General features: G+C 65.6%; 17 protein-coding genes. 6 read left to right on the top strand and 11 right to left on the bottom strand.

Translation table 11 applies throughout. The features are described from left to right. The first annotated feature begins 346 nt into the window (after nucleotides 1-346). Nucleotides 347-2272: a M23 family metallopeptidase gene (locus F9929_RS18160; RefSeq protein WP_152047977.1), complete on the top strand. Its 1926-nt coding sequence runs from the start codon at nucleotides 347-349 to the stop codon at nucleotides 2270-2272. Nucleotides 2273-2314: 42 nt separating this feature from the next. Here the strand turns inward: F9929_RS18160 and mgrA are convergent, their stop codons facing one another. From mgrA to F9929_RS18185, 5 genes are all read right to left on the bottom strand, one after another. Then, nucleotides 2315-3361: an L-glyceraldehyde 3-phosphate reductase gene (gene mgrA, locus F9929_RS18165; RefSeq protein ID WP_152047978.1), complete on the bottom strand. Its 1047-nt coding sequence runs from the start codon at nucleotides 3359-3361 to the stop codon at nucleotides 2315-2317. Nucleotides 3362-3493: 132 nt separating this feature from the next. Continuing rightward, complete coding sequence (locus tag F9929_RS18170; RefSeq protein ID WP_193227822.1) at nucleotides 3494-4621, bottom strand: extensin-like domain-containing protein; 1128 nt, start codon at nucleotides 4619-4621, stop codon at nucleotides 3494-3496. Next, nucleotides 4618-5763 (bottom strand): L,D-transpeptidase family protein, encoded by a 1146-nt coding sequence (locus tag F9929_RS18175; protein ID WP_235919406.1) that lies wholly within the window; start codon nucleotides 5761-5763, stop codon nucleotides 4618-4620. Before F9929_RS18175 ends, F9929_RS18170 begins: the two co-directional genes overlap by 4 nt. 88 nt (nucleotides 5764-5851) lie before the next feature. Further along, nucleotides 5852-7147, bottom strand: a complete 1296-nt coding sequence (locus F9929_RS18180; RefSeq protein WP_407922256.1) for a L,D-transpeptidase family protein — start codon at nucleotides 7145-7147, stop codon at nucleotides 5852-5854. Between the two features lie 153 nt (nucleotides 7148-7300). Next, complete coding sequence (locus F9929_RS18185) at nucleotides 7301-8137, bottom strand: aldo/keto reductase (RefSeq protein WP_152047981.1); 837 nt, start codon at nucleotides 8135-8137, stop codon at nucleotides 7301-7303. A gap of 91 nt (nucleotides 8138-8228) precedes the next feature. On the opposite strand from F9929_RS18185, the gene F9929_RS18190 reads away from it, so the two are divergent. Beyond that, complete coding sequence (locus F9929_RS18190) at nucleotides 8229-8618, top strand: PRC-barrel domain-containing protein (protein ID WP_235919408.1); 390 nt, start codon at nucleotides 8229-8231, stop codon at nucleotides 8616-8618. 67 nt (nucleotides 8619-8685) lie between these two features. Here F9929_RS18190 and clpB read toward each other — a convergent pair whose 3' ends face one another. The 6 genes from clpB to F9929_RS18225 form a co-directional block, all read right to left on the bottom strand. Then, nucleotides 8686-11301: an ATP-dependent chaperone ClpB gene (gene clpB, locus F9929_RS18195; protein WP_152047982.1), complete on the bottom strand. Its 2616-nt coding sequence runs from the start codon at nucleotides 11299-11301 to the stop codon at nucleotides 8686-8688. A gap of 237 nt (nucleotides 11302-11538) precedes the next feature. Further along, the gene (locus tag F9929_RS24520) at nucleotides 11539-12795 is read right to left on the bottom strand and encodes a DUF4167 domain-containing protein (protein WP_235919409.1); all 1257 of its coding nucleotides are present in this window, start codon (nucleotides 12793-12795) and stop codon (nucleotides 11539-11541) included. 287 nt (nucleotides 12796-13082) lie between these two features. Then, the gene (gene prmC, locus F9929_RS18210; protein WP_235919410.1) at nucleotides 13083-13991 is read right to left on the bottom strand and encodes a peptide chain release factor N(5)-glutamine methyltransferase; all 909 of its coding nucleotides are present in this window, start codon (nucleotides 13989-13991) and stop codon (nucleotides 13083-13085) included. Further along, a complete protein-coding gene (gene prfA, locus F9929_RS18215; protein WP_152047983.1) occupies nucleotides 13988-15067 on the bottom strand; it encodes a peptide chain release factor 1 in 1080 nt (359 codons plus the stop codon). Before prfA ends, prmC begins: the two co-directional genes overlap by 4 nt. Nucleotides 15068-15146: 79 nt before the next feature. Further along, nucleotides 15147-17363 carry a phosphoenolpyruvate--protein phosphotransferase gene (gene ptsP, locus F9929_RS18220; RefSeq protein WP_152047984.1) on the bottom strand — a complete coding sequence of 739 codons (2217 nt, stop codon included), beginning with the start codon at nucleotides 17361-17363 and terminating at the stop codon, nucleotides 15147-15149. 156 nt (nucleotides 17364-17519) lie between these two features. Further along, a complete protein-coding gene (locus F9929_RS18225) occupies nucleotides 17520-18779 on the bottom strand; it encodes an aspartate kinase (protein WP_152047985.1) in 1260 nt (419 codons plus the stop codon). Between the two features lie 294 nt (nucleotides 18780-19073). Here F9929_RS18225 and F9929_RS18230 point away from each other — a divergent pair, with 294 nt between their 5' ends. From F9929_RS18230 to F9929_RS18245, 4 genes are all read left to right on the top strand, one after another. Then, a complete protein-coding gene (locus F9929_RS18230) occupies nucleotides 19074-20951 on the top strand; it encodes a cation:proton antiporter domain-containing protein (RefSeq protein ID WP_152047986.1) in 1878 nt (625 codons plus the stop codon). A 9-nt stretch (nucleotides 20952-20960) separates the two neighbouring features. Continuing rightward, entirely contained in the window at nucleotides 20961-21797 is an 837-nt protein-coding gene (locus tag F9929_RS18235) for an EamA family transporter (protein WP_152047987.1), read from the top strand. 74 nt (nucleotides 21798-21871) lie between these two features. Beyond that, nucleotides 21872-22618 carry a bifunctional 2-polyprenyl-6-hydroxyphenol methylase/3-demethylubiquinol 3-O-methyltransferase UbiG gene (gene ubiG, locus F9929_RS18240; protein WP_152047988.1) on the top strand — a complete coding sequence of 249 codons (747 nt, stop codon included), beginning with the start codon at nucleotides 21872-21874 and terminating at the stop codon, nucleotides 22616-22618. 100 nt (nucleotides 22619-22718) lie between these two features. After that, nucleotides 22719-23189: a hypothetical protein gene (locus tag F9929_RS18245; RefSeq protein ID WP_152047989.1), complete on the top strand. Its 471-nt coding sequence runs from the start codon at nucleotides 22719-22721 to the stop codon at nucleotides 23187-23189. The last annotated feature ends 137 nt before the right edge of the window (nucleotides 23190-23326 follow it).

A 23326-nucleotide genomic window follows, 5' to 3' on the forward strand; every position in this document is an offset into this window, starting at 1 on the left:
CCAAAACCGCCAAACCCGAAAAAACAAACCGGAACGCCATACCAGAAACTAGCCAAAACCAGTTCCCAGAGACGAGCATACAACCCGCCGGCGACGCCCCGTCCGTCGATGACCGGCTTATACGGGCAACGAATCAGCGATGTCAACGACCCTTATTGAAAAACTTGGCGGATGCGCCCGGCTGCCGCAGCCTCGCCCCCTCCCCTTCCCTCAAACCGCTCTGCGGCAATTGACATAGGCGCTCCCCCGGACCCTTATCGTTCGTGACAGCACGGGGACGAACCGTTTCGGTCCCTATTCCGCCACCTTGTTCGCCGAAGGGCGCAGCCAGGATGAAGCACATCGCTTGGGTCAGCATTTGCGGCACCGCGTGAACTTCGGCAACGAACCGGCGCTTGTCGCCGACCGGCGACGCCGGCCGGACCGGCGTCAGGTATCGGCTCGCTGGCTGTCCGGCACGCTTTTGACCGGTCTGACCTCGGGGGCGTTGATGGGGATCGCGCTTGCGGCGGCGCTTGACGGTCATCGCGACCTGTCCAGCCCGCGACGTGTGCTGATCACAGCGCCCGCGAAGGACCTGCCGGAGGACAAGGGTGAGCGGCTGGTTGAAACGACGCTGCCGAGCGTGCGCAACCGGGAAACGATCGAGCTTTCCACCATGAGCCGCGAAGGTGACCGCGAGGTGATCCGCACCTTGCCCTTCGGTTATGTCAGCATGACGCTTGCCGCTCTCAGCCGCAGTTCGGTGTCCTATCCCCCCTTCGATGCGATGAAGGTGCTTGGCAGCGGCGATGACCGGGACGAGGCGAGCGCGCCGGAAGATGCGCAGATTTACGGCGCCAAGGTCGAAAGCGAGATGAGCCTCAAAGTGGAGGACTTTTCCTTCGCCAACATGAAGTTCGGTGGCCAGACCTCGGCCGAGGAAGCGGAAGCCGTCGTGCGCGCCGCCTCGCCCACCTTGTCCTATGCACCGGTTCAGGTCGCGTCCGTCGAACCCTTCGACTCCTCGCGTTTTTCCGACGACGCCGATATCGCAGTGTACGAACCGGGCTCCGCCTTCCGCGTCGTTGCGGAGAACGTGTCGATCGCTCCGCGCGATACGGCGCCCGCTCCCTCGCGTTACGCCGAGGAGATCATTCCGTTTCGCGAAGCCGCTCCCATTGCCGGGACGCTCGGTGAAAGCGGCTACGGGAAGGACGATATCGAAGCGGCCACTCGTGCGATCGAGAGCGTGCTTGGCTCCGAACGCCTCGACACCGGCAGCGTGCTGCGCGTCGGAACGCAGATGTCGCAGGACGGGAAGCGGATCGTCCGGTTGTCGGTTTACCGCGGCAGGGACCATGTCGCGACCGTCGCCAAACGGGATGACGACGGCGAGTTCGAACCCGCCACCGCTCCGGACGACAACGAGGCGGTGGCCGAGGCCTTCGACGAGACCGCGACGGAAGCGCCGCTGCGCACCGAGATGCCGACCATCTACGACGGCATTTATCAGGCCGCGCTCGGCTATGGCCTGAATGAGCGCATGTGCCAGCAACTGGTCAGGATGCTGTCGACGGATGTCGACTTCCAGGCCCGTGTTTCGCCGGACGACCGCCTTGTCGTGTTCTTCTCGATGGACGAGGGGAAGGAAGAAGCGACCGACAATTCGCAGGTTCTCTACGTCGAAGCGACATTCGGCGGAAAGACCAAGCGCTATTATCGCTTTCGCAGCGGTGGGGATGAGCGCTACGATTACTACGATCAGGACGGAAGAAGCGCGAAGCAGTTCCTTCTGCGCACGCCCGTTCCAAACGGCCGCTTCACCTCGCCCTTCGGATCACGCGTCCATCCTATCCTTGGATATGCCCGCCCCCATTGGGGCGTCGACTGGGCGGCTCCGACGGGCACGCCGATCCTGGCTTCGGGCGACGGCGTGGTGGAATCGGCAGGCAATACCAGCGGTTACGGTCGCCAGACCATCATCAAGCATGCCAACGGCTACGAGACGTCCTATTCGCATCAAAGTTCGATCGCGCGCGGCGTTCAGCCCGGCTCGACGGTGCGGCAGGGGCAGGTCATCGGCGCGGTCGGCTCGAGCGGCCTGTCGACCGGCAGCCATCTCCATTACGAGGTCATCGTGAACGGCCAGAAGGTCGATCCGATGCGCATCAAGTTCCCGTCCGGTCATGTTCTTCAAGGAGAAGAACTAGAAACCTTCCGCAAGGAACGCGACCGGATCGACAATCTCCTGAAAGACCGCGCCGAAGCGCAGCGCGTCGCGGGTCGCTGACGCCTCGGACCGGGTTTGGCCGAGGCGTCTGCGAAGTCTTTCTCAGCTCGGCTTGATCTTGGACTGGCTGCGCCAGAGATCGATGCCGCCTTCGGTGGCGAAGCCGTCGATCTCGGAAAGCTCCTCCGACGTGAAGCTTGGCGTCTTCAAGCTGTCCAGGGAATCGTCCAACTGCGCCACCGTGCGCGCGCCGATCAGGGCGGAGGTGACGCGGGGATCGCGCAGCACCCAGGCGATCGCCATCTGGGCCAGCGACTGACCGCGACGCTCCGCGATCGCGTTCAGCCCGCGCAGCCGCTCGACATTCTCCGGTGTCACCAGGGATGCGGAAAAGGACCCGCCCTTGGAAGCGCGGGAATCGTCGGGCACGCCGGAAAGGTAGCGCTTCGTCAAAAGGCCCTGCGCCAGTGGCGAGAAGGCGATGCAGCCAAGGCCGGTTTCGTCCAGGGTTTGGAGAAGACCTTCCTCCACCCAGCGATTCAGCATGGAATAGGACGGCTGGTGGATCACGAAGGGGGTGCGCAACTCCTTGAGGATGCGATGGGCCTCGCGCGTCAGTTCCGCCGAATAGGACGAGACGCCGACATAAAGCGCCTTGCCGGAACGCACGATCTGGTCGAGCGCCAGCATGGTTTCTTCCAGCGGCGTGTCGGGGTCGGGCCGGTGATGGTAGAAGATGTCCACATAGTCGAGACCCATGCGCTTCAGGCTCTGGTCGAGACTGGCGACGAGATACTTGCGCGATCCGAGGTTCCCATAGGGGCCGGGCCACATATCCCAACCAGCCTTGGACGAGATGATCAGTTCGTCGCGATAGGCACGGAAGTCGAGGTCCATCCAGCGGCCGAAATTATCTTCGGCCGAGCCGTAGGGCGGCCCGTAATTATTCGCGAGATCGAAATGGGTCACGCCCCGGTCGAAGGCGCGTCGCAGGATCGCCCGGCCCGTTTCGAACACGTCCGTGCCGCCGAAATTCTGCCAAAGGCCGAGCGAGATGGCCGGAAGCTGCAGGCCCGAGCGACCGCTCCGGCGATAGGGCATCGGGCCGTAGCGATCGGCAGCGGCGATATAGGTTTCGGCAAGCGGCATGGCTCTCCCCTCGATTTGGCTCGGCGCGGCCGATCGGACCGGCACACGCGACGACCCTCAACTAGCGGAGGATCGCCGCTTTCCATCCGACGATTCGAGAGCCGGAGGTGTTTTCCACCGTTTGGGTGCGGATCACTTGCAGTAGGTCGAGCCGTTTTTTCGCGCGGCGATGTCGAGGTGGAAGTGCGTCGCGTGGTCGGCGTCCGTTCCCGGGCCGAGCACAGTCTTGAACGGGCCGCAGGCGCCTTGCCGGACGGCGGCGAGAAATCGCTCTTCCGGCGTATCGGGCGCCTGCGCCGCGATGCCGATCTCGGAACCCTTGTCGAAGACGAAGGAGCCGATATCGACGGCGCTGCCGCGCGAATGCTCGGAAATGCCGGTTTCGCTCGCGCGTGGCCGGCATACATAGGTCGAAGCCTGCCGAAACTCGGTGAGCTTTCGGTCCGGAAACTCCTTTTTCGCGGCCGGGGCGACGGCGTCCGACATCCAGACGTCGAGCGCGAGCGCCGCCCGGCAAAGAAGCTTCGTGTCGGGGCCGACCTTCACGCCTGACGACAGGCGGGACACGGCAACGGGCCGCAACACGCCGCATTCGCCCTCGCTGATGCTCTCGCCGACGGTGAACTCTACGCCGCGTTTCTTCAGCTCCGCCTCGCATTCCTCCGCGTCTTCGATCGCGGCAGCCGCAACGACGCTCGTCGCCGGGTCGATCACCGGCTCACGCGACTTCAGCTTCTCCGTCGAGTTGGGAGCATCTTCCGGCTTGGCGGGCTCGACGCCGCCCTGCCCTTCGACGGGCTTGGCCTCCGGCGGCACAGGCTTTCCCTCGTCGGGACGCTTTTCCGGCACCGGAATTTCGTCGACCGGTTTCGTTTCGGCAGCGGGGGGAGCGGGCGGGCTCGGCGCCGGTGTGGGTGCCGCTTCCGGCGGAGCCTCTTTTGCTTCCGGGCGCGGATCGGGCTCGGGCACCGGAACCGTCGATGGCTCCGGAATAGGGCTTGCCGCCTTCACCGGAGTCGGTTCGGGCGAAGGTTTCGGCACGGGCGCTTCGGGAGCCGGCGTACCGGTGGTCTCGGCCTGCACCGCCTGCTTGGCGGGATCGGCCTTGCGCTCAGGCTTCGGCTTGGCCTTCTGCTGGCTTGAGCCTTCCAATGGATTGGCGTCGCTCCACGGCAGGTCCGAAGCCGCCCAGGAAGGGATCGGGGCCAGAACCGTGCAGGCGAGAGCCCCGCTCGCGACAACCGCGCGCAGAACCTTCACTGCTTGAACTCCACGACCGTCTTGGCCGGCTGAACCAGCTTGGCGAGCGCCCGCGCGTCCCAGTTCGTCAGGCGCACGCAGCCATGGCTGGCCGTCTTGTCGATCTCGGACGGCTCCGGCGTGCCGTGGATGCCGTAGGTCGGCTTGGAGAGGTCGATCCACATATTGCCGACGGGGCCGTTCGGCCCGGCGGGCAGGGTCAGCTTCTTCTTGTTCTTGCCTTGCACGAAGTTCTTCGGATCATAGGCATATTCCGGATCGGCCTTGCTGCCGTTGACCTTCATGGTGCCGGATGGCGACGGCGTGTCGGAAGACCCGATCGTCGCGGGATAGGCGAGGATCAGCTTCTTGTTCTCGTCATAGGCGAAAAGCTCGCCCCGGCTCTTGTCGATGACGATGCGCTCCACCTTCACCGCCGGATCGGGATCGGGACCCGGATCGGCAACCAAGAGGCGCGTGCCGGCCTTGCCGAAATCAGCATCCGGATTGAGCCGCTTCAGCAGGTCTTCATCCATGTGAAAACGCTCAGCCAGCATCTCAGGCACATCGCGATAAGCGATGCTGTCGAGTTCGGCGAGCTTGGCATAGTCGGTCGGCAGATCGGGGATGTAGCGGGCATCCACATCTTCCTGCGTGATCTCGTAGGATTTCACGGCCGCACCACCGTCCTTCGAAAGCGCGTCCCAGATCGCCTGATCCGGCTTGTCCGTGGCGTCGAGGCCATGGAGATCGGTAAAGGAGCGGATCGCCTTGTCGGTATTGCCTCCGGCCAAACCGTCGATCACGCCCGGCGAAGCATGGGCGCGATCCAGAAGCACCTGCATCCTGATCAGGAAAGGATCGGGGTCGGCTTTCGGCTTCTCGGTCTCGCCCGAGTTTGCGGCGGGATCGGCGGGCGGATTCTCGGCCGACGCCTTCGCCGCCTCATCCTTCGCCTTCAGCCGCTCCTGATAGGAAGCCAAATCCGCCCCGTTGATCGCGGCTTCCGACAGATCGGGAGCCGGAACCGTCGCAGCCGCAGCCGCAGCCGCAGCGGGAGCCGCCGTAGCTTGCTCGGCAGCCGGCGCGACGGGTGGCGCTGCGAAGGCAGCGGAAGCGAAAAGCAGTCCGGCGAGAGCCGCAAGGGTCGAGCGAGTTTTCATGAAGGCGCCGTCCGAACGAAGATCGCTGCGGGAAACGCCGCTCCGGCGTTTCCGCTCCCCGGAAGGTGCCTCAAGTTTTAAGGGATTGCTATTCCACGAATTCCACGGTCGTGCCCGGCTTCACCATTCGAGCCAGTTCCGCCGCATCCCAGTTGGCCAGACGCACGCAGCCGTGGCTGTTGGTTTTGCCGATCTTGGAAGGCTCGGGCGTTCCATGAATGCCGTAGGTCGGCTTGGAAAGCGCGATCCAGATCGAGCCGACCGGCCCGTTCGGCCCCGGCGGAATGTTCAGGATCGACTTGTTCTGCCCTTGGGTGAAGTTGATCTTCGGGTTGTAGGTGTAGCCCGGATCGAAGGCGATGCGCGCCACCTGCACCGTGCCGCTCGGGGACGGGGTGTCGCGCGAACCGATGGTGGAGGGATAGGCGACGATCAGCGCGCCGCTGGCATCGTAGACGCGAACCTGCTCGCGCCCCTTGTCGGCGATGATCTTCGCCACTTCGCCCGTGGCCGGCTCGCCCGTCGAAGCGACTTTCAGGATCGTCCCCTGCCGGTTGAAATCCGCGCCGGGATTGATCTCCATGAGATAGTTTTCGTCCATGTGGAAGCGCTCGGCCAGCATTTCCGACACGCGCGTATAGGACATGGCCGGCAGCTTGGCCTTCTCGCTGTAATCGTCCGGGATCGCCGCAAGATAGGGGCCGGCCACGTCCTTGTCGGTGATCGTATAGGACACGATCGCCGGACCGCCCGTCGCGTCGAGCTGCTCCACCATGGCCTGCACGTTGGTCGGGTCGATGTGGTCGCCGTACTTTTCCTCGTAGGCCGCGACGGCCTTGTCGACATTGGTGCCCATGCGCCCGTCGATCACGCCGGGGGAAATGCCTGCGCGGTCCATCAGGATCTGGAAAGCCGCGACCTGCGCCTTCGCGTTCGGTCCCTTCGGTCCTTCGACCTTGGGTGCAGGACGCGATTCAGGCGCGGTGGTCTCGTTCGGCGAAACGATCGGCGCATCGGCGTTCGGCAGATCGCCGAACCCGTCCGAGCGACCGGAAGGGCGCGAAGGATCGGGATACGCGTCGAGACCGGAAAAACCGTCGTCCAAAGGCACCGCTTCCGCCGACTGGTCGTCCAGATAACGGCGCGACGCGTCGCGCCGCCGCTCGGCACGGGGCTGCTCCACGCCGATGACCCGGCCATAGGCGTCCACCGTCACACGCCGGCCGAACTCGTCCACGAAGGTTTCGGTCTGGCCGCGGCCCGACGGCGCGTCGTCATAGAAGGGGTCGTCGTAGAACTGCGCGGACGCCCGATCGGGCACACCCATGAGAAGCGCGATGCCGGAAACGGCCAGAAGGGCGCGTTTCACTCGATCGCGCGACATCCTCGTCATCACCAACTCCGTACCTTCCAACCGCCTCGAGAATCGGCGTCGCCGGCTCTTCGGTGCGGGAAGAACCCGGCATCACGATGGCCGAGCGATGACGGGCCATTTTCTCCCATACGCATGGTCCGAAACTTGCCGACCGACCCGAGGTCAGATCACCGCGAGCGGCTGCTTCTCCTGCGGCGGAGGAAAAGCCGCGTCCAGCGCGTGACGATCCTCGCGCGTCAGGGTGATCTTCGCGGAGGCCGCGTTCTGGCGAACATGCTCGATCGAACCGGCCTTCGGGATCGCGATCACGTCGTCGCAATCCACGAGGAATGCCAGCGCGATCTGGGCGGGCGTCGCCTTGTGGTGCCGCGCGATCTTCACCAGCGTCGGGTGGTCGAGAAGATCGCCGCCCTGCCCCGCCGGCGAATAAGCCATCGGCGTCACCATCCGCTCCGAAAGCCAGGGGAGGAGATCGAATTCGGGGCCGCGCTCCTCCAAGTTGTAGAGGATCTGATTGGCGGCGCAGTCCGATCCGCCGGGCAGCGCGAAGACCGCCTCCATTTCCTCCACGTCGAAATTGGAAACGCCCCAATAGCGGATGAGCCCGTCGCGCTTCAGTTGCGTCAGCGCATCCACCGTCTCACTCAAGGGGATGCTGCCGGGCCAGTGGAGAAGATAGAGGTCCAGCCGATCGGTGCGAAGGCGCTTCAGCGACGCCTCGCAGGCCCGCCGCGTTCCCTCGCGCGAGGCGTGGTGAGGCGCGACCTTGGACACGAGGAACACCTCGTCCCGCCGGCCGTCGATCGCCTCGCCGACAAGTTCCTCCGACTTGCCATGCGCGTAGATTTCTGCCGTGTCGATCAGCGTCATGCCGGCATCCATGCCGGCGCGCAGAGCCGCGATCTCGTCCTCGCGGGCGTGGCGGCCCTCGGCCATCATCCACGTTCCCTGCCCCAGGGCCGGCACCGGAGTTCCATCCGGTAGAGTCGCGGTCTTCATTCCTGTCCTCCCCATCCTGACGCCTTCGACCGGAACGCGCGCATGCCGGTGGCGTTGCCCTCCGAGATTGGAGAAATTGGAGGTAACAGCCATGTCATCCACGATCGGCACGCAGGAAATGACCCCCGCCCATGCGTCCGGCGACAATATCGAGGCGAGCCGGGTGGCCGGCACTTCGGTTTATTCCACGGACGGCGACAAGCTCGGCACGGTGGACGACATCGTGCTCGGCAAGCGGGACGGGCAGGTGAAATACGCCATCCTCGCCTCGGGCGGCTTTCTCGGCATCGGGGAAGACTACTACCCGCTGCCCTGGCAGGTCCTGAAATACGACGAGCGGCAGGGCGGCTACGTGATCGGCATCACGATCGACCAGTTGCAGAACGGTCCGAAATTTGCCGGCGAGGCGCGGCCGTCCTGGAACGATCCGGCTTACGGCCGCGGGATCGACGACTATTACGGGCCTTTCCCGGCCTATTGATCCGGCGGACCCGGCAACGAAAAAGGGCGGCCCTGTCGGCCGCCCTTGTCCTATGCACCGGCTTTCCTCAGGCGGCGACGCGGTCTCCCGCAGCGCCGAGCTTCGAGCCGACCACGTGGAAGATCAAGTGATCGCCGCCGCCGGTGACGTTCACGCGGCTTTCGTCGCGCACCTCGCCGAGAAGGATCTTCTCCGCCAACGGGTCCTGCACCTCGCGCTGGATCACGCGCTTCAAGGGCCGCGCACCATAGGCCGGATCGTAGCCCTTGGCGCTCAGCCAGTCGCGGGCCGAGGCGTCGAGCTGCACCACGATCTTGCGATCCGCCAGAAGCGCGCCGAGCCGCTTCATCTGGATATCCACGATCGCGCCCATCTCCGAGCGCCGCAGGCGATGGAACAGGATCGTCTCGTCTACGCGGTTCAGGAATTCCGGCCTGAACGATGCGCGCAACGCATCCAGAACCTGCGGGCGCACCACGTCCACATCCTGCTCGTCCGTCAGCGTCGTCAGATATTCGGCGCCAATATTGGACGTCATGATGATGACCGTGTTGCGGAAATCCACCGTCCGGCCCTGCCCGTCCGTCAGCCGCCCGTCGTCCAGAACCTGGAGAAGGACGTTGAAGACGTCGGGATGCGCCTTTTCGATCTCATCGAACAGAACGACCTGATAGGGCCGGCGGCGCACCGCTTCGGTCAGCGAGCCGCCTTCCTCGTAGCCGACATAGCCGGGAGGTGCGCCGATCAGGCGAGCCACGGAGTGCTTCTCCATGAACTCCGACATATCGAGCCGCACCATCGCGGTCTCATCGTCGAACAGGAAGCGCGCCAGCGCCTTCGTCAGCTCCGTCTTGCCGACGCCCGTCGGCCCGAGGAAGATGAACGAGCCGATCGGCCGGTTCGGGTCCTGCAGCCCGGCGCGGGCGCGGCGAATGGCGCGCGACACGGCCTGAACCGCCTCGCCCTGCCCGACGACGCGCTCGCCCAGCGCATCTTCCATGCGCAGGAGCTTATCGCGCTCGCCTTCCATCATCCGGTCGACGGGAATACCGGTCCAACGCGAAACGATCTGCGCGATGTGGTCCGGCGTCACCGTTTCCTCGACCATCGACCCGCCCTGCCCGTCATTGGCTTCGGCGGCGGCCAGATCCTGTTCGAGCTTCGGGATCGCGCCATAGGCAAGCTCGCCCGCGCGCTGGTACTCGCCCTTGCGCTGCGCGATGGCGAGTTCGTTGCGCGCCTCTTCCAGCCGCTTCTTCAGGTCGGCGGCGAGCCCGAGCTTGTCCTTTTCGGCCGCCCAGGCCTGCGTGATCCGGTCGGACTCCTCTTCGAGGTCGCCGAGTTCGGCTTCCAGCCGCCCGAGCCGGTCGCGCGCGCCGTCGTCGTTCTCGCGCTTCAAGGCCTCGCGCTCGATCTTGAGCTGCATGATGCGGCGATCGACTTCGTCGAGTTCCTCCGGCTTGGAATCGACCTGCATGCGAAGGCGCGCCGCGCTTTCGTCCACGAGGTCGATCGCCTTGTCGGGGAGGAAACGGTCGGTGATGTAGCGGTTCGACAGGGTCGTCGCGGCGACAAGGGCCGAGTCCGAAATCCGCACCTGATGGTGCTGCTCGTACTTCTCCTTGATGCCGCGAAGGATGGAGATCGTGTCCTCCACCGTCGGCTCGTTGACGAAAACGGGCTGGAAGCGACGGGCGAGCGCCGGGTCCTTCTCGACATGCTTGCGATACTCGTCGAGCGTGGTGGCGCCGACGCAATGCAACTCGCCGCGCGCCAGCGCGGGCTTCAGAAGGTTGGAAGCATCCATCGCCCCGTCCGCCTTGCCGGCCCCGACAAGCGTGTGCATCTCGTCGATGAAGAGCACGATCTGGCCGGCGGCCGAGGTCACCTCCGACAGAACCGCCTTCAAGCGCTCCTCGAACTCACCGCGATATTTCGCGCCCGCGATCAAAGCGCCCATGTCGAGCGCCAGAAGGCGCTTGTCGCGCAAGGATTCCGGCACGTCGCCGTTGACGATCCGGAGCGCCAGACCTTCGGCGATGGCGGTCTTGCCGACGCCCGGCTCGCCGATCAGAACGGGGTTGTTCTTGGTGCGGCGCGACAGGACTTGGATCGTGCGACGGATCTCGTCGTCGCGGCCGATCACCGGATCGAGCTTGCCTTCGCGCGCATCCTTCGTCAGGTCGCGGGCATATTTCTTCAGGGCGTCATAGCCCTGCTCGGCGGAAGCCGTGTCGGCCGTGCGGCCTTTGCGCAAATCCTCGATCGCCGCGTTCAGCCCCTGCGGCGTCACGCCGGCGTCGGCCAGAATCTTGGCGGTCTTCGCGCTCTTCTCCATCGCGAATGCGAGAAGGAGCCGCTCCACGGTGACGTAGGAGTCGCCGGCCTTCTTGGCGATCTCCTCGGCGGTCGCCAGAACCTTCTGGAGCGGCTGCGCCATGTAAAGGCCCTGACCGCCGGAAACCTTCGGCATCGCCTCGAGAGTCGCATCGAGCCCCAGGCGCACATCGGCCGAGCGCCCGCCGGCCTTGTCGATCAACCCCGAGGCTAAGCCTTCGCGGTCGTCGATCAGAACCTTCAGAAGATGTTCGGGGGAAAGCTGCTGGTGATCGCGCGAAACGGCGGCCGTCTGGGCGGCCTGCAGAAACCCGCGCACGCGCTCGGTATAGCGTTCCATATCCATATATTGCCTCCTTGCCGCGCCCACCCGAAAGGCATGCGACGCGATGATGGGAAACCGGCACCCTTTTCGACAGGCGAGCCGCACGAGAAGCAATATGGGATGGCATCACCATCGGCGAAAGACGCCGATCGGAGCATTTTTGCCGAAGCAAGCGCGGTCTTCGAAAGCCGAAGGACGCCCATGAAAAAAGGGCGCCGGATCGCTCCGACGCCCTCCTGTTTTCGATGAGTTCGGTGGTCAGCCGTTGGAAGCCAGAAGGAAGTCCGGCAGATGGCTTTCCTCGCCTTCCGCGGTTCCGTCCTCGACCTTCTTCTTGCGCGGACGGCCGGGGCGACGCTTCACGGGCGCATCGCCGGCAGCTTCCACAGGGTCAGCCGCGACCGGCTCGACAGAAGGAGCTTCCACCGGAGCGGTGACCGGCGCGGCTGCGCTCGTGTCCATCGCGGGAGCCTCGTCGGAACCGATCTCGCTTTCGCCGAAAAGCGGGCGGCGCGGGCGACCACGGCGGCGCGGTTCGCGCACTTCCGCTGCGGTTTCTTCCGTGTAGATCGAGCCTTCCGGCGCGGACACCGCATCCTGCGTCGCGGGCGCCTGCCCGAAACCGCTTTCCTGTTCCGTCACGGGCGCGGTGCTGGCCGCGTCCTCGTAGCGGCGTTCGGTTGAACGGTTTTCCGCAACAGCCTCGTTCTCGCCATAGGCGGCCACCGGGCGGGCGTCTTCGTGAGACGATTCGCCAACATTCGGCTGAGGTCCGAGACCGTTCGGAACCTGGCGGTCCTGCCAGTTCTGCCGCTCGCGGCCCTCGTAGGAGCGACGCTCCTCGCCGTTCTGACGGTTGAAATCGCGATTACGGTCCCGGTTCTGACCGTCCCGGTTCTGCCCTTCGCGATTTTGGCCGTCCCGATTTTGGCCGTCGCGGTTCTGGTTGTCCCGGTTGAAGTCGCGATCCCGGTTGCGGTTTCGATCGAAACGCTGCTCGCGGCCTTCGCGGTTGTTCTGACCGTCCCGGTTGTTCTGGCCATCGCGATTGTTGTCGCGGTTGTTCTGGCCGTCGCGGTTGCCGTCGCGGTTCTGGTAATCGCGGTTATCGCGGCCCTGCATGGGCTGCTGCCGATCACCGCCCTGCACGCGCTCTGGCACCGGATAGGGATGGCCGTTGGTGGTGGCGACGCCTTCGACGAAGCCCTCGTCGTCGCCGTCCTCGTATTCGCCGTCCATGACGTCCGGCTCTTCGCGCTGCAACTGGAAGATGCCCTGCGCGGCCGCGACGATACGGCCGTAATGTTCGGCGTGCTGGAGATAGTTCTCGGCCATCACGCGGTCGCCGGAAGCGTTCGCATCACGCGCCAGCGCGATATACTTTTCCGCGACGTGTTGAGCCGTTCCCCTGATCTTGACGTCCGGACCGTTCGACTCGTAGCTCCGCGACATCGGGTTCGGACCCTTGCGGCCCCGTCCCCGCATGCGCTGCTTGTTCTGCTGTCCTGGCCTCATGCTCATCCTGTCTTCGGGTCGGCCGGCCAGCGGCCGGTGAGGTTCGGAGGCGTTGCAACGGAACGTCGCCTTGCCGAAAGCGGCTCAGCGAAGCAATCGCGACCGTTCACGAACCTGTCCAATCTATTGAGCCTGAGCGATTCCCCAATCGCCCTCGTCCCGGACGGCCCAGCCGCTTCGATCACTTCGCCGCGTCGCTTCTGCGACCAGCTTTGAAGTGTGCCCCATCGAATTCCGTGACATCTCAAGATTTAGTGTGTCGAGCCGGCTCTCACAAGCCCTTTTTCTTAGGTATCCCGGGATTTCGGCGCGTTTGCGGCGGCAGACCCAAGCACAGGTCGAAACAGAAGCGCCCGTTCCACCCCGCCAAGGTCGCTGGCGCGGCGGATCAGTTCGAAACCTTGCGCGGCGAAGATGTTTTCGACATCCGCGCCCTGGCCGGCCCCGATTTCCAGCGCGATCTCGCCATCTGTCGCCAGAACTCGGCCCGAATCCTTTGCGATTCTGCGATAGGACTGCAGGCCATCCGCGCCGCCGTCGAGCGCCAGGATGGGATCGTGGTCGCGCACCTCGCGCGAAAGTGCGGCGATCTCGGCGGTCGGGATATAAGGTGGGTTGGACACAATGAGCCCGACCGGTTCTTCGACCCCGGCCAGATGATCGCAAAGAACGGGCCGGAACCTTTCGCCGACGCCGGCTTCCCGGGCGTTCATTGCCGCCGTTTCCAGCGCTTCAGCCGATATGTCCGTGGCGATCGCGTGGGCTTCGGGGAACAAGGCGAGAAGCGAGACCGCGATCGCGCCTGTGCCCGTTCCGACATCCACCAAAACGCACCGCCCTTCCCGCTCGATTCGCTCGGCGATCGGCGCGCGGCAGAGTTCCACGAGCGCTTCGGTATCGGGCCGCGGCTCCAGCGTCGCGGGCGACAGGCGAAACTCGTGATCGAAAAAGGAGCGCCGCCCGAGAATGCGATAAACCGGCTCGCCCGCAAGGCGCCGCTCGATCCGGGCGTCCACCAACGCGCGGGTCGCGGCATCCACGGGCTCGCGTTCGCGCAGAAACAAGGCGGCACGGTCGAGGCCGAGCGCGTCGGCAACCAGGATGCGGGCGTCGAGATCGGGCGTTTCCAGCCCGGCCTCGGCGAAACGCCGGCGCGCGTCGCTCAGGACCGCCGAAAGGCGGATGTCCTCGCTCACGCCGGCTCGCCGGCCGCCGCTAGAAGCTGGGCGCGATGGTCGGCACCGAGCGCGTCGAGGAGTTCGCCGAGATCGCCTTCCACCACCTTGTCCAGCTTGTAGAGCGTCAGATTGATGCGGTGGTCTGTCACCCGCCCTTGCGGAAAGTTGTAGGTGCGGATGCGCTCCGAACGATCGCCGGAGCCGACCTGGGAGCGGCGCGACTCGGAGCGCTCGTCGGAAGCGCGCTGGCGTTCCATGTCGTAAAGGCGGGCTTTGAGCACCTGCATCGCCCGCGCCCGGTTCTGGTGCTGCGACTTTTCCGATGAGGTGACGACGATCCCGGTCGGCAAATGGGTGATGCGCACGGCCGAGTCGGTGGTGTTCACATGCTGCCCGCCCGCGCCGGAGGAGCGCATCGTGTCGATGCGGATATCCTCCGCCCGCACCTCGATATCGATGTCCTCGGCTTCCGGCAGCACTGCGACGGTCGCCGCCGAGGTGTGGATGCGCCCGCCCGACTCGGTGGCGGGAACGCGCTGCACGCGGTGAACACCGGACTCGAACTTCAGTCGCGAAAAGACGCCCTTGCCGTTCACGGAAGCGACGACTTCCTTGTAGCCGCCGACTTCGCCTTCGCTGGCCGACAGAATCTCGACCTTCCAGCCATTGGTTTCGGCATAGCGCTGGTACATGCGGAACAGGTCACCCGCGAAAAGTCCCGCTTCCGAGCCGCCGGTGCCGGCGCGGATTTCGAGGATTGCGCTCTTGTCGTCGTCGGCGTCCTTGGGAAGAAGGAGAATGCGGATCTCCTCCGTCAACGCTTCCTCGCGCTCGTTGAGGTCGGCGAGTTCGGCCTGCGCGAGTTCCCGCATCTCCTTGTCCGTGCCGGCCTCGGCCGCCATGGCTTCCGCATCCGCGATCTCGCGCCTCAGAACGGCGTGCCGTTCGATGGCGCGCGCGATGTCTTCCAGCGAGGAATATTCGCTGGAAAGCGCGGCGAAATCGTCGCGCCCGCCGCCCTTCGCCATCTCCGCCTCCAGATAGGCGAAGCGGCGGGCGATTTCGTTCATGCGATCCTGCGGCAGGCCTGCCATGTGCGTCTTGACGATTCTTCTGAAGAGTTGAGTCCCGGCACAACCGGGTGAAGCAGCGAGGGTTCGGCGAAAACCGTCGCTAAAGCGGGATGCCGTTGCTTTCGGCGAAGGCTTCGAGCCGCTCACGCACGGACGAGCCGGGACGGCTCCCCGCCTTGATGATCTCGGCCATGGCTTCCTCCAACCGAACGAGGTCCACGGCGACGATCATCGCCTTCACCGGGCCGATGGCCGAGGGCGTCATGGAGATGGACCGGAAGCCGAGGCCGATCAAGGCCATGGCGGACAGCGGCTTGCCGGCGAGTTCCCCGCAAAGCGTGACGGAAACGCCGTGGCGCGCACCTGCGTCGAGGATTTGCTTCAGCGCCAGGAAGAACGGCACGGACAAGGGATCGAAGCGCGAGGCGATCCGCGCATTGCCGCGATCGGTCGCCGTGAAGAACTGGAACAGGTCGTTCGAGCCGATGGACACGAAATCCACGAGCCCCATCAACTCGTCCAGTTGGAACAGGAGCGAAGGCACCTCGATCATCGCGCCGATCTTCAAGCGGCGCGGCATCACGTGGCCGAACTTCGTCAGATACTGGAACTCGCGGTTGATGAGGTCGCGCGCCTGCCGCAACTCGTCGAGTTCGGTGATCATAGGGAACATGACGCGCAGTTCCCGGCCCGCCGCCGCCTTCAAAAGCGCGCGAAGCTGCGTGCGCATCAGGCCAGGCCGGTCGAGCGCCAGGCGGATCGCGCGATAGCCGAGCGCCGGGTTCTCTTCCGGCGTTTGGCTGAGATAGGGCAGAACCTTGTCGCCGCCGATATCGAGCGTGCGGAAGGTCACGGGCTTGTCGCCGGCCGCATCCAGAACCGCCGAATAAAGGCTCTGCTGCTCGCTCGCCCTCGGCATGGAGGAAGCGATCATGAACTGAAGTTCGGTGCGGAACAGGCCGATGCCCGCCGCGCCCGAATCGCGAAGCTGCGGCAGGTCCACCATCAGGCCGGCATTGATGTTCAGCCAGATCGGCGTGCCGTCGCTCGTTTCGGCCGGCCGCTCGCGCAGCGCGCGATATTGCTCCTGCCGCCGCGCGCGGAACTGGACCTTTTCCACATAGGTCCGCTCGACATCGGCCGGTGGGCGCAGGTGCGCCGAACCGTCGTCGCCGTCCACGATGATCGCGTCGTTGTTTTCCGACATCGACACGGCGCCCATCGCCTGCCCGATGACGGGAATGCCGAGCGCGCGGGCCACGATCACGACGTGGCTCGTTTGCGTGCCTTCCTCCAGGATCAGGCCGCGGATCTGCTCGCGGCGATAATCCAGAAGCTCGGCCGCGCCCATGGAGCGCGCGACGATGATCGCGTCCTTCGGCCCGTCGCCGTCGAGAAGCTCGCCCTTTGAGCCGATAAGCTGGCGCAGAAGACGATTGGCGAGGTCGTCGAAATCGTGCATCCGCTCGCGGATATAGGGGTCGGGCGTGTGCATCATGCGCGCGCGCATGTCGCTCTGCACCTTCTCCACCGCAGCTTCGGCCGTCAGGCCGTTGCGGATCGCTTCTTCCAGCCGCCGCGCCCAGCCCCGGTCGTGGGCGAACATGCGATAGGCCTCCAGGACCGCCCGATGCTCGCCTTCCGCCGCCATCTCGCGCCGCGCCAGCATGTCCTCGATGGAGATGCGCAAGGAACCCAGCGCGTCCTCCAGCCGGCCGATCTCGGTCTCGGCATCCTCGTTGAAGAGGTTGGTGACCACGACGCGCGGCTCGTGGAGAACCACGTGGCCGAGCCCGATGCCGTCGGCGAGCGGAATGCCCTTGAAGCTCACCGGCCGCGACAGATCGAGAACGACGCCCGGCCGCGACAAGCCTTCGAGGCTGCCGGCCGCGATCAGTTCGGCGACCACCATCGCGACGGTTTCGAGCGCCTCGACTTCCTCCTCGCGATAGGTGCGGGTGGCGCGGTTCTGCACGTCGAGAACGCCGAGCGTTCGCCCTGCGCGCAGGACCGGCACGCCGAGAAAGGCGTTGAAACCTTCCTCGTCGGTGCCGGGAATGAAGGTGAAGGCGGGATGCTTCTGCGCTTCGGCGAGATTGAGCGGGCGCGCGGTCGCGGCGATCGTGCCGACGAGCCCGTCGCCGAGCTTCAACTGCGCATGGTGGACGGAGCCGGGATTGAGGCCCTCGGTGGCGTAGAGTTCGAGCACCCCGTCGGCGCGCAGGACGTAAAGGGAGCAAACCTCCGCCACCATGTTGGCGGCGATCTGGCGCACGATGGCGTCGAGACGCGCTTGCGCGTCGAGAGGCTCGGCCATGAGCTCCCGTATGCGGCGCAGAAGGACCCGAGGTCCGGACGAATCGCTTCTCGGCAAAGGCGCAAAGTCCAAGCAACGGTCGGAACGGGCCGTCGACCCGGCCGGATCGCGCGGGGCGCCCTCAGGCGCCGCGCGGTCCGATCAGCCTATAGACGCTCAACCCTCGGCTTTGTCGAGACCGTAGGCCGAATGAAGCGTGCGGACCGCGAGCTCGGTGAATTCGCCGTCGATCAGGATCGAGATCTTGATCTCCGACGTGGTGATCGCGCGGATATTGATGCCGCGGCTGGCGAGCGCGCGGAAGGCCGTGGCCGCAACGCCCGTATGCGAGCGCATGCCGATGCCGATTACCGACACCTTGGTAAGACCCGTTTCCGACTGAAGCGTGTCGAAGCGCATCTCGGGCTTGGCCTTTTCCAGAAGAAGGTTCGCCTTCTGAAGATCGCCGGACGGGACCGTGAAGGTCATGTCCGTGCGCGTGCCGTCCTCGGAAATGTTCTGGACGATCATGTCCACGTTGACGCCGGCATCGGCCAGCGGCGCGAAGATGGCGGCGGCGACGCCTGGACGATCCTCGACGCGCCGCAGCGAGATCTGCGCCTCGTCCTTGGCGTAGGCGATGCCGGTGACGACCTGGGCTTCCACGATTTCATCCTCGTCGCAAATAAGCGTTCCGGGCGGGTTCAAGAGATCGCCCATGCCGGGGGCGTCCGGGTCCTCGAAGGAGGAACGCACGAAAAGGCGGACCTTGTGGACCATGGCGAGTTCCACCGAGCGCACCTGCAGCACCTTGGCGCCGAGAGACGCCATTTCCAGCATCTCCTCGAAGGCGACCTTGCCCATGCGGCGCGCTTTCGGCTCGATGCGCGGATCGGTCGTGTAGACGCCGTCGACGTCGGTATAGATGTCGCAGCGGTCGGCCTTCAATGCGGCGGCGATCGCCACCGCCGAGGTGTCGGAACCGCCGCGCCCGAGCGTCGCGACGCGATTGTCGGGGGCGAGCCCTTGAAAGCCGGCGACCACCGCCACCTGGCCCTCGCCGAAGCGGCGGACGATTTCCGAGCCATCGATCGATTCGATGCGCGCCGCGCCGTGCGAGCCGTCCGTGCGGATCGGGATCTGCCATCCGGCCCAGGAACGCGCGTTGATGCCCATGGCCTGCAGCGCGATCGCCAGAAGGCCGGCGGTCACGAGCTCGCCGGACGCAACCACCGCATCGTATTCGCGCGCGTCGTGCATCGGCGAAGCCTGCCGGCACCACTCCACCAGTTCGTTGGTCTTGCCCGACATGGCGGATACCACCACGGCCACGTCATGGCCCGCATCGACTTCGCGCTTCACATGCCGCGCGACGTTTCTGATGCGATCGATGTCGGCGACCGAGGTTCCGCCGAATTTGAGTACGAGACGCGCCATCTGGTCGAAATCGGTCCGAGAGCCTGCCCGCGAATCAAAGAGCCGGGGCTTGAGGAATATGCCGAGCGCCCGACGCCGTTCCGGGCGGGCGCCGGATAGCCCATATGCCGCCTTGTCGCAAGAACGACATGAGACAAGGCCGTCCGGCGGTCCTCATCACGGGCCGAACGAGCCTCGCCCCGCGAAGAAGTTTTGCCTTCGGCGGTTGGCATGCTCGCCCGCGCATACCATAGAGAAGAAGCCCGCCGCGCGACATGCGCCGACACTTCCGCCGCCGATCCCGGAGATGCCCGAATGCCGCACGCGACCCCTTTGATCTCGACGATCGTGGCGGGCCTTGGACTGGCATTCATTCTGGGCACGCTGGCCAATCGCTTCCGCCTGCCGCCGCTCGTCGGCTACCTGATCGCCGGCGTTCTCGTCGGCCCGCACACGCCGAGCTTCGTGGCCGACCAGAAGCTCGCCTCCGAACTTGCCGAAATCGGCGTCATCCTTCTGATGTTCGGTGTCGGCCTGCATTTCTCGTTGAAGGACCTCCTGTCGGTGCGCGGCATCGCCGTGCCGGGGGCACTCGCGCAGATCGCCTTCGCCACGCTTCTCGGCTGGGGCCTCGGCTGGCTGCTCGGCTGGCCGACGGGCGGCAGCTTGGTTTTCGGCCTCGCGCTTTCCGTCGCCTCCACGGTGGTTCTTCTCAAAGCCCTGCAGGATCGGCGTTTGGTGGAAAGCGAGCGCGGCAAGATCGCGGTCGGCTGGCTCATCGTCGAGGACCTCGCGATGGTGCTGGCGCTCGTCCTCATCCCGGCGGCGGCCAGCATCTCCGGCGGCGATACCGGTGTGCGCGATCCGCTTGTCACCCTCGTCAGCCGCTCGATCGGCCTCGAACTCGGTCTTGTCGGCACCATCCTGATCACGCTTGCCAAGGTCGCCGTATTCGTCGGCCTCATGCTCGTGGTGGGCCGGCGCTTCATCCCTTGGGTGCTGCACCACATCGCCCATTCGGGGTCGCGCGAACTGTTCCGCCTCGGCGTCCTCGCCATCGCGCTCGGCGTCGCCTTCGGGGCGGCGAAGCTCTTCGGCGTCAGCCTCGCGCTCGGGGCCTTCTTCGCCGGCATGGTGCTGGCCGAAAGCGAACTCAGCCACCGCGCCGCGCAGGAAAGCCTGCCGCTGCGCGACGCCTTCGCGGTTCTGTTCTTCGTGTCGGTCGGCATGCTGTTCGACCCGTGGATCATCCTGCGCGAGCCGCTGCCGGTGCTCGGCACCGTGTTCATCATCGTTCTCGGCAAGTCGATCGCCGCCTTCGTGATCGTGCTTGCCTTCCGCAAGACGATCGGCACTGCCCTCACCATCTCGGCGAGCCTCGCGCAGATCGGCGAATTCTCCTTCATTCTCGCCGAACTCGGCGTCGGGCTGAACCTTCTGCCGGAAGCCGGCCGCGACCTGATCCTGGCCGGCGCGATCATCTCCATCATCCTCAACCCGATGGTGTTCTTTGTTTGCGAACGCCTAAAGCCGCGTATCGAAGCGCGCATGCTCAGGGCGCGCCCGCAGGCTGCGACGGCCGAGGCCGAGCGTCCGGCCGATGCCGAGCATCCCGAACTTTCCATTGATCGCACCCTGCCCCCGTCCGAAACGCCCGTCGCCGAGGCCCCGGCGCCGGAGGTGCATCCCGTTGCCGAACCCGAGGACCAGCCAGTGGTGCCGACGACGCTCACGGATCACATCGCGGTGGTCGGCTTCGGCCGCGTCGGCAGCATCGTCGGCTTCGGCCTTCGCGACGCCGGCAGTTCCTTCCTGGTGATCGAGGACTCGGAAGATCGCATCGGCCTCCTGCGCAACGAGGGCATCGAGACGATCGCGGGCAATGCGGCGTCGCCGCACGTCCTGCAACTCGCCAATCTCGCCCACGCCCGCGCCATCGTGGTCGCCGTTCCCAATGGCTTCGAGGCCGGTCAGATCGTGGAACAAGCGCGCAACGCCAATCCGAACATCCTGATCCTCGCCAGAGCCCATTCCGACGCCGAGGTCGAGCATCTGGCGCGCCTTGGCGCCGACCGCGTGGTGATGGGCGAGCGGGAACTCGCCAACAGTATGATCCGCGAGGTCGGCACGGCGACCCGCGCGCCGTCCGTTGCGCCCGCGCCAGGGCCCGAACCGACACCCGGCCTCGCCTGACCCTCGCCCATGTCCACCACCGTCTTCGGGATCGTTCTTCTGGCGGCGGCGCTCCATGCGGCATGGAACGCGGTGGTGAAGGCGTCCGGCGACAAGCTTCTGTCGGCAACCGGGGTGGTCGGCGCGGCGGGCCTCCTTTCCGCCCTCGCCCTCCCCTTCGCGCCCGTTCCGGCAATGGCAAGCTGGCCTTTTCTGGCAGCGTCGACGGCGCTGCAATGCGTCTACCTCGCGCTTCTCGCCAAGGCCTACCATCTCGCCGATATGAGCCGGACCTACCCACTGATGCGGGGTGTGGCGCCGCTCCTGGTCGCCGGGTTCGGCGCGCTTTTCCTCGGCGAGCATCCCTCCCTCGGCATGGGCGCAGGAATCGCCCTGATCGGCCTCGGCGTCCTGTCCTTGAGTTTGGAGGCGCGGGGCAAGGCCTCCACGGCCGGACGCGGCGTCGCCTTGTCGAACGCGTTCGTGATCGCGGGCTATACGCTGGTGGACGGCGCGGGCGTGCGCGTGTCGCAAGCGCCGGTCGGCTACATCCTGTGGCTCTTCACCTTGAACGCGCTCGTCTTCGTCGGGGGCATGGCGCTGTTGCGGGGGCGCGATCTCGCCCGGCATCTCAGCCGCGAATGGCGCTCCGCGCTGTTCGGCGGCTTTGGAACGCTGGCCTCCTACGGCCTTGCCCTTTGGGCGATGACGCAGGCGCCCGTCGCCTCCGTCGCGGCCCTGCGGGAAACCGCGATCCTCTTCGGCATCGCCATCGCGACGCTCGTTCTGAAGGAGCCCGTCGGCGCGCGGCGCTTCTTCGCCGCCGCGCTCGTGACGCTCGGGGCCGGTCTCATTCGCCTCGGGTGACGCTTTGCCGCTTGACTTGGGGCGGCGCGAGCGAACCTTAGCGCCCATCAAGGGAACGAGGCGGAAAGATCGGAATGAACGAGTCTGCGGGAAGCACGATCGACCAGAGCGAAATCGACCGCTTCTCGCGCCTTGCGGCCGAATGGTGGAACCCGAAGGGCAAGTTCAAGCCGCTTCACAAGTTCAATCCGGTGCGGCTCGGCTATATCCGCGAACAGGTCTGCCTCCATTTCGGCCGCGATCCACAGTCGCTGACGCCGTTCGACGGCCTGTCGCTTCTCGATATCGGCTGCGGCGGAGGCCTGATCTCCGAACCCATGGCCCGGCTCGGCGCGAAAGTGGTCGCGGCCGATGCTTCCGCGACCAATATCGAGGTCGCCCGGCTCCATGCGGCTGAAAGCGGCGTCCCGGTGGACTACCGCGCCACGACGGCGGAAGCCATCGAAGCGGGCGGCGAGCGGTTCGACGTTGTGCTGGCGCTAGAGATCGTGGAACACGTCGCCGATGTCGATCTCTTCCTGTCGTCCTGCACCTCCATGGTGAAGCCCGGCGGCCTCCTGCTTCTGGCCACCATCAACCGCACGATGAAGGCCTATGGCCTCGCGATCTTCGCGGCGGAGAACATCCTCGGCTGGTTGCCGAAGGGCACCCACACCTATGAGAAGCTCGTGCGGCCGGAGGAGATCCGCCGTCCGGTGGAAGCGGCCGGCCTCCAGGTGCTGGAGGAAGTCGGCGTGGTGTACCATCCGCTCGCCGACGAATGGCGCCGCTCGCGCGACACGAGCGTCAACTACATGACCCTTTCCCGCCGCCCGGCCTGAATCGCGAAGGGCGTTTCCTTTCGACGCCGACCTTGGTAGAAGCTGCCAAACTCACTCAAGTTTACGGACCGTCGACTGGCGGTCCGGTTCGGAAAGCCGCATGAGCGCATCCCCAGCAGCCATCTATCCCGGCGAGCCTCGCCGGGTGCTTGCCTTCCCTCGCTGTCCGACGTCGGCGCGTCTGGCCGAGCGGGTGGACCCGAGCGAAGCGGAGCGGATCGATCTCGAACGGCTTCGCTGGATGGCGCTTCGCAGTCGGCTCGCGCCCAAACCCGATCTGGAGCGCGCCTGCTTCCTTCTGGCAGGCGAAACCGGCGTTTCCTTCGAACGTTTCGCCATCGCCTTCTTTCGCGGGCTGGACAGCCGGGCAAGCGGCGCCATGGTGACCTATCGCCCCGGTGCGCGCGATCTCAGCGACGACGAGGTTTGGCTGCTTCGCCTCGTTTCCGCGTGGCGTCGCGGCGAGGAAAAGGCCGCCGCCGCGCTGATCTCCTGGCGCATCGAACCGATGTCGCGTCGCTGGCTGCGCTTCCTGTCGGCAGGCATGGTTCGCGCCATGGGAGAAGCCTGAAACCACGACGGCCTTTCGTTGGTTCTCCCTCACCGGGACGCGCCGAGACCTAGTTTAGAATAATTCCAAAGGGTCTTGCGAAGCGCGTTCGACGCGATTAGTTTGGAATCATTCCAAACGATCGAACGAAGCTTGAG

This window comes from Aureimonas psammosilenae (genome assembly GCF_009176975.1).
In the GTDB taxonomy this organism is placed as follows: Bacteria; Pseudomonadota; Alphaproteobacteria; order Rhizobiales; family Rhizobiaceae; genus Plantimonas; species Plantimonas psammosilenae.

Bases quoted from the DNA above. Each gene is read 5' to 3' on its own strand.
- F9929_RS18180 (WP_407922256.1), bottom strand. From the start codon at position 7,147: ATGTCGCGCGATCGAGTGAAACGCGCCCTTCTGGCCGTTTCCGGCATC.
- F9929_RS18190 (WP_235919408.1), top strand. From the start codon at position 8,229: ATGTCATCCACGATCGGCACGCAGGAAATGACCCCCGCCCATGCGTCC.
- F9929_RS18185 (WP_152047981.1), bottom strand. From the start codon at position 8,137: ATGAAGACCGCGACTCTACCGGATGGAACTCCGGTGCCGGCCCTGGGG.
- F9929_RS18225 (WP_152047985.1), bottom strand. From the start codon at position 18,779: ATGGCGCGTCTCGTACTCAAATTCGGCGGAACCTCGGTCGCCGACATC.
- ptsP (WP_152047984.1), bottom strand. From the start codon at position 17,363: ATGGCCGAGCCTCTCGACGCGCAAGCGCGTCTCGACGCCATCGTGCGC.
- ubiG (WP_152047988.1), top strand. From the start codon at position 21,872: ATGAACGAGTCTGCGGGAAGCACGATCGACCAGAGCGAAATCGACCGC.
- F9929_RS18230 (WP_152047986.1), top strand. From the start codon at position 19,074: ATGCCGCACGCGACCCCTTTGATCTCGACGATCGTGGCGGGCCTTGGA.
- F9929_RS18245 (WP_152047989.1), top strand. From the start codon at position 22,719: ATGAGCGCATCCCCAGCAGCCATCTATCCCGGCGAGCCTCGCCGGGTG.
- mgrA (WP_152047978.1), bottom strand. From the start codon at position 3,361: ATGCCGCTTGCCGAAACCTATATCGCCGCTGCCGATCGCTACGGCCCG.
- F9929_RS18235 (WP_152047987.1), top strand. From the start codon at position 20,961: ATGTCCACCACCGTCTTCGGGATCGTTCTTCTGGCGGCGGCGCTCCAT.
- F9929_RS24520 (WP_235919409.1), bottom strand. From the start codon at position 12,795: ATGAGGCCAGGACAGCAGAACAAGCAGCGCATGCGGGGACGGGGCCGC.
- F9929_RS18175 (WP_235919406.1), bottom strand. From the start codon at position 5,763: ATGAAAACTCGCTCGACCCTTGCGGCTCTCGCCGGACTGCTTTTCGCT.
- clpB (WP_152047982.1), bottom strand. From the start codon at position 11,301: ATGGATATGGAACGCTATACCGAGCGCGTGCGCGGGTTTCTGCAGGCC.
- prfA (WP_152047983.1), bottom strand. From the start codon at position 15,067: ATGGCAGGCCTGCCGCAGGATCGCATGAACGAAATCGCCCGCCGCTTC.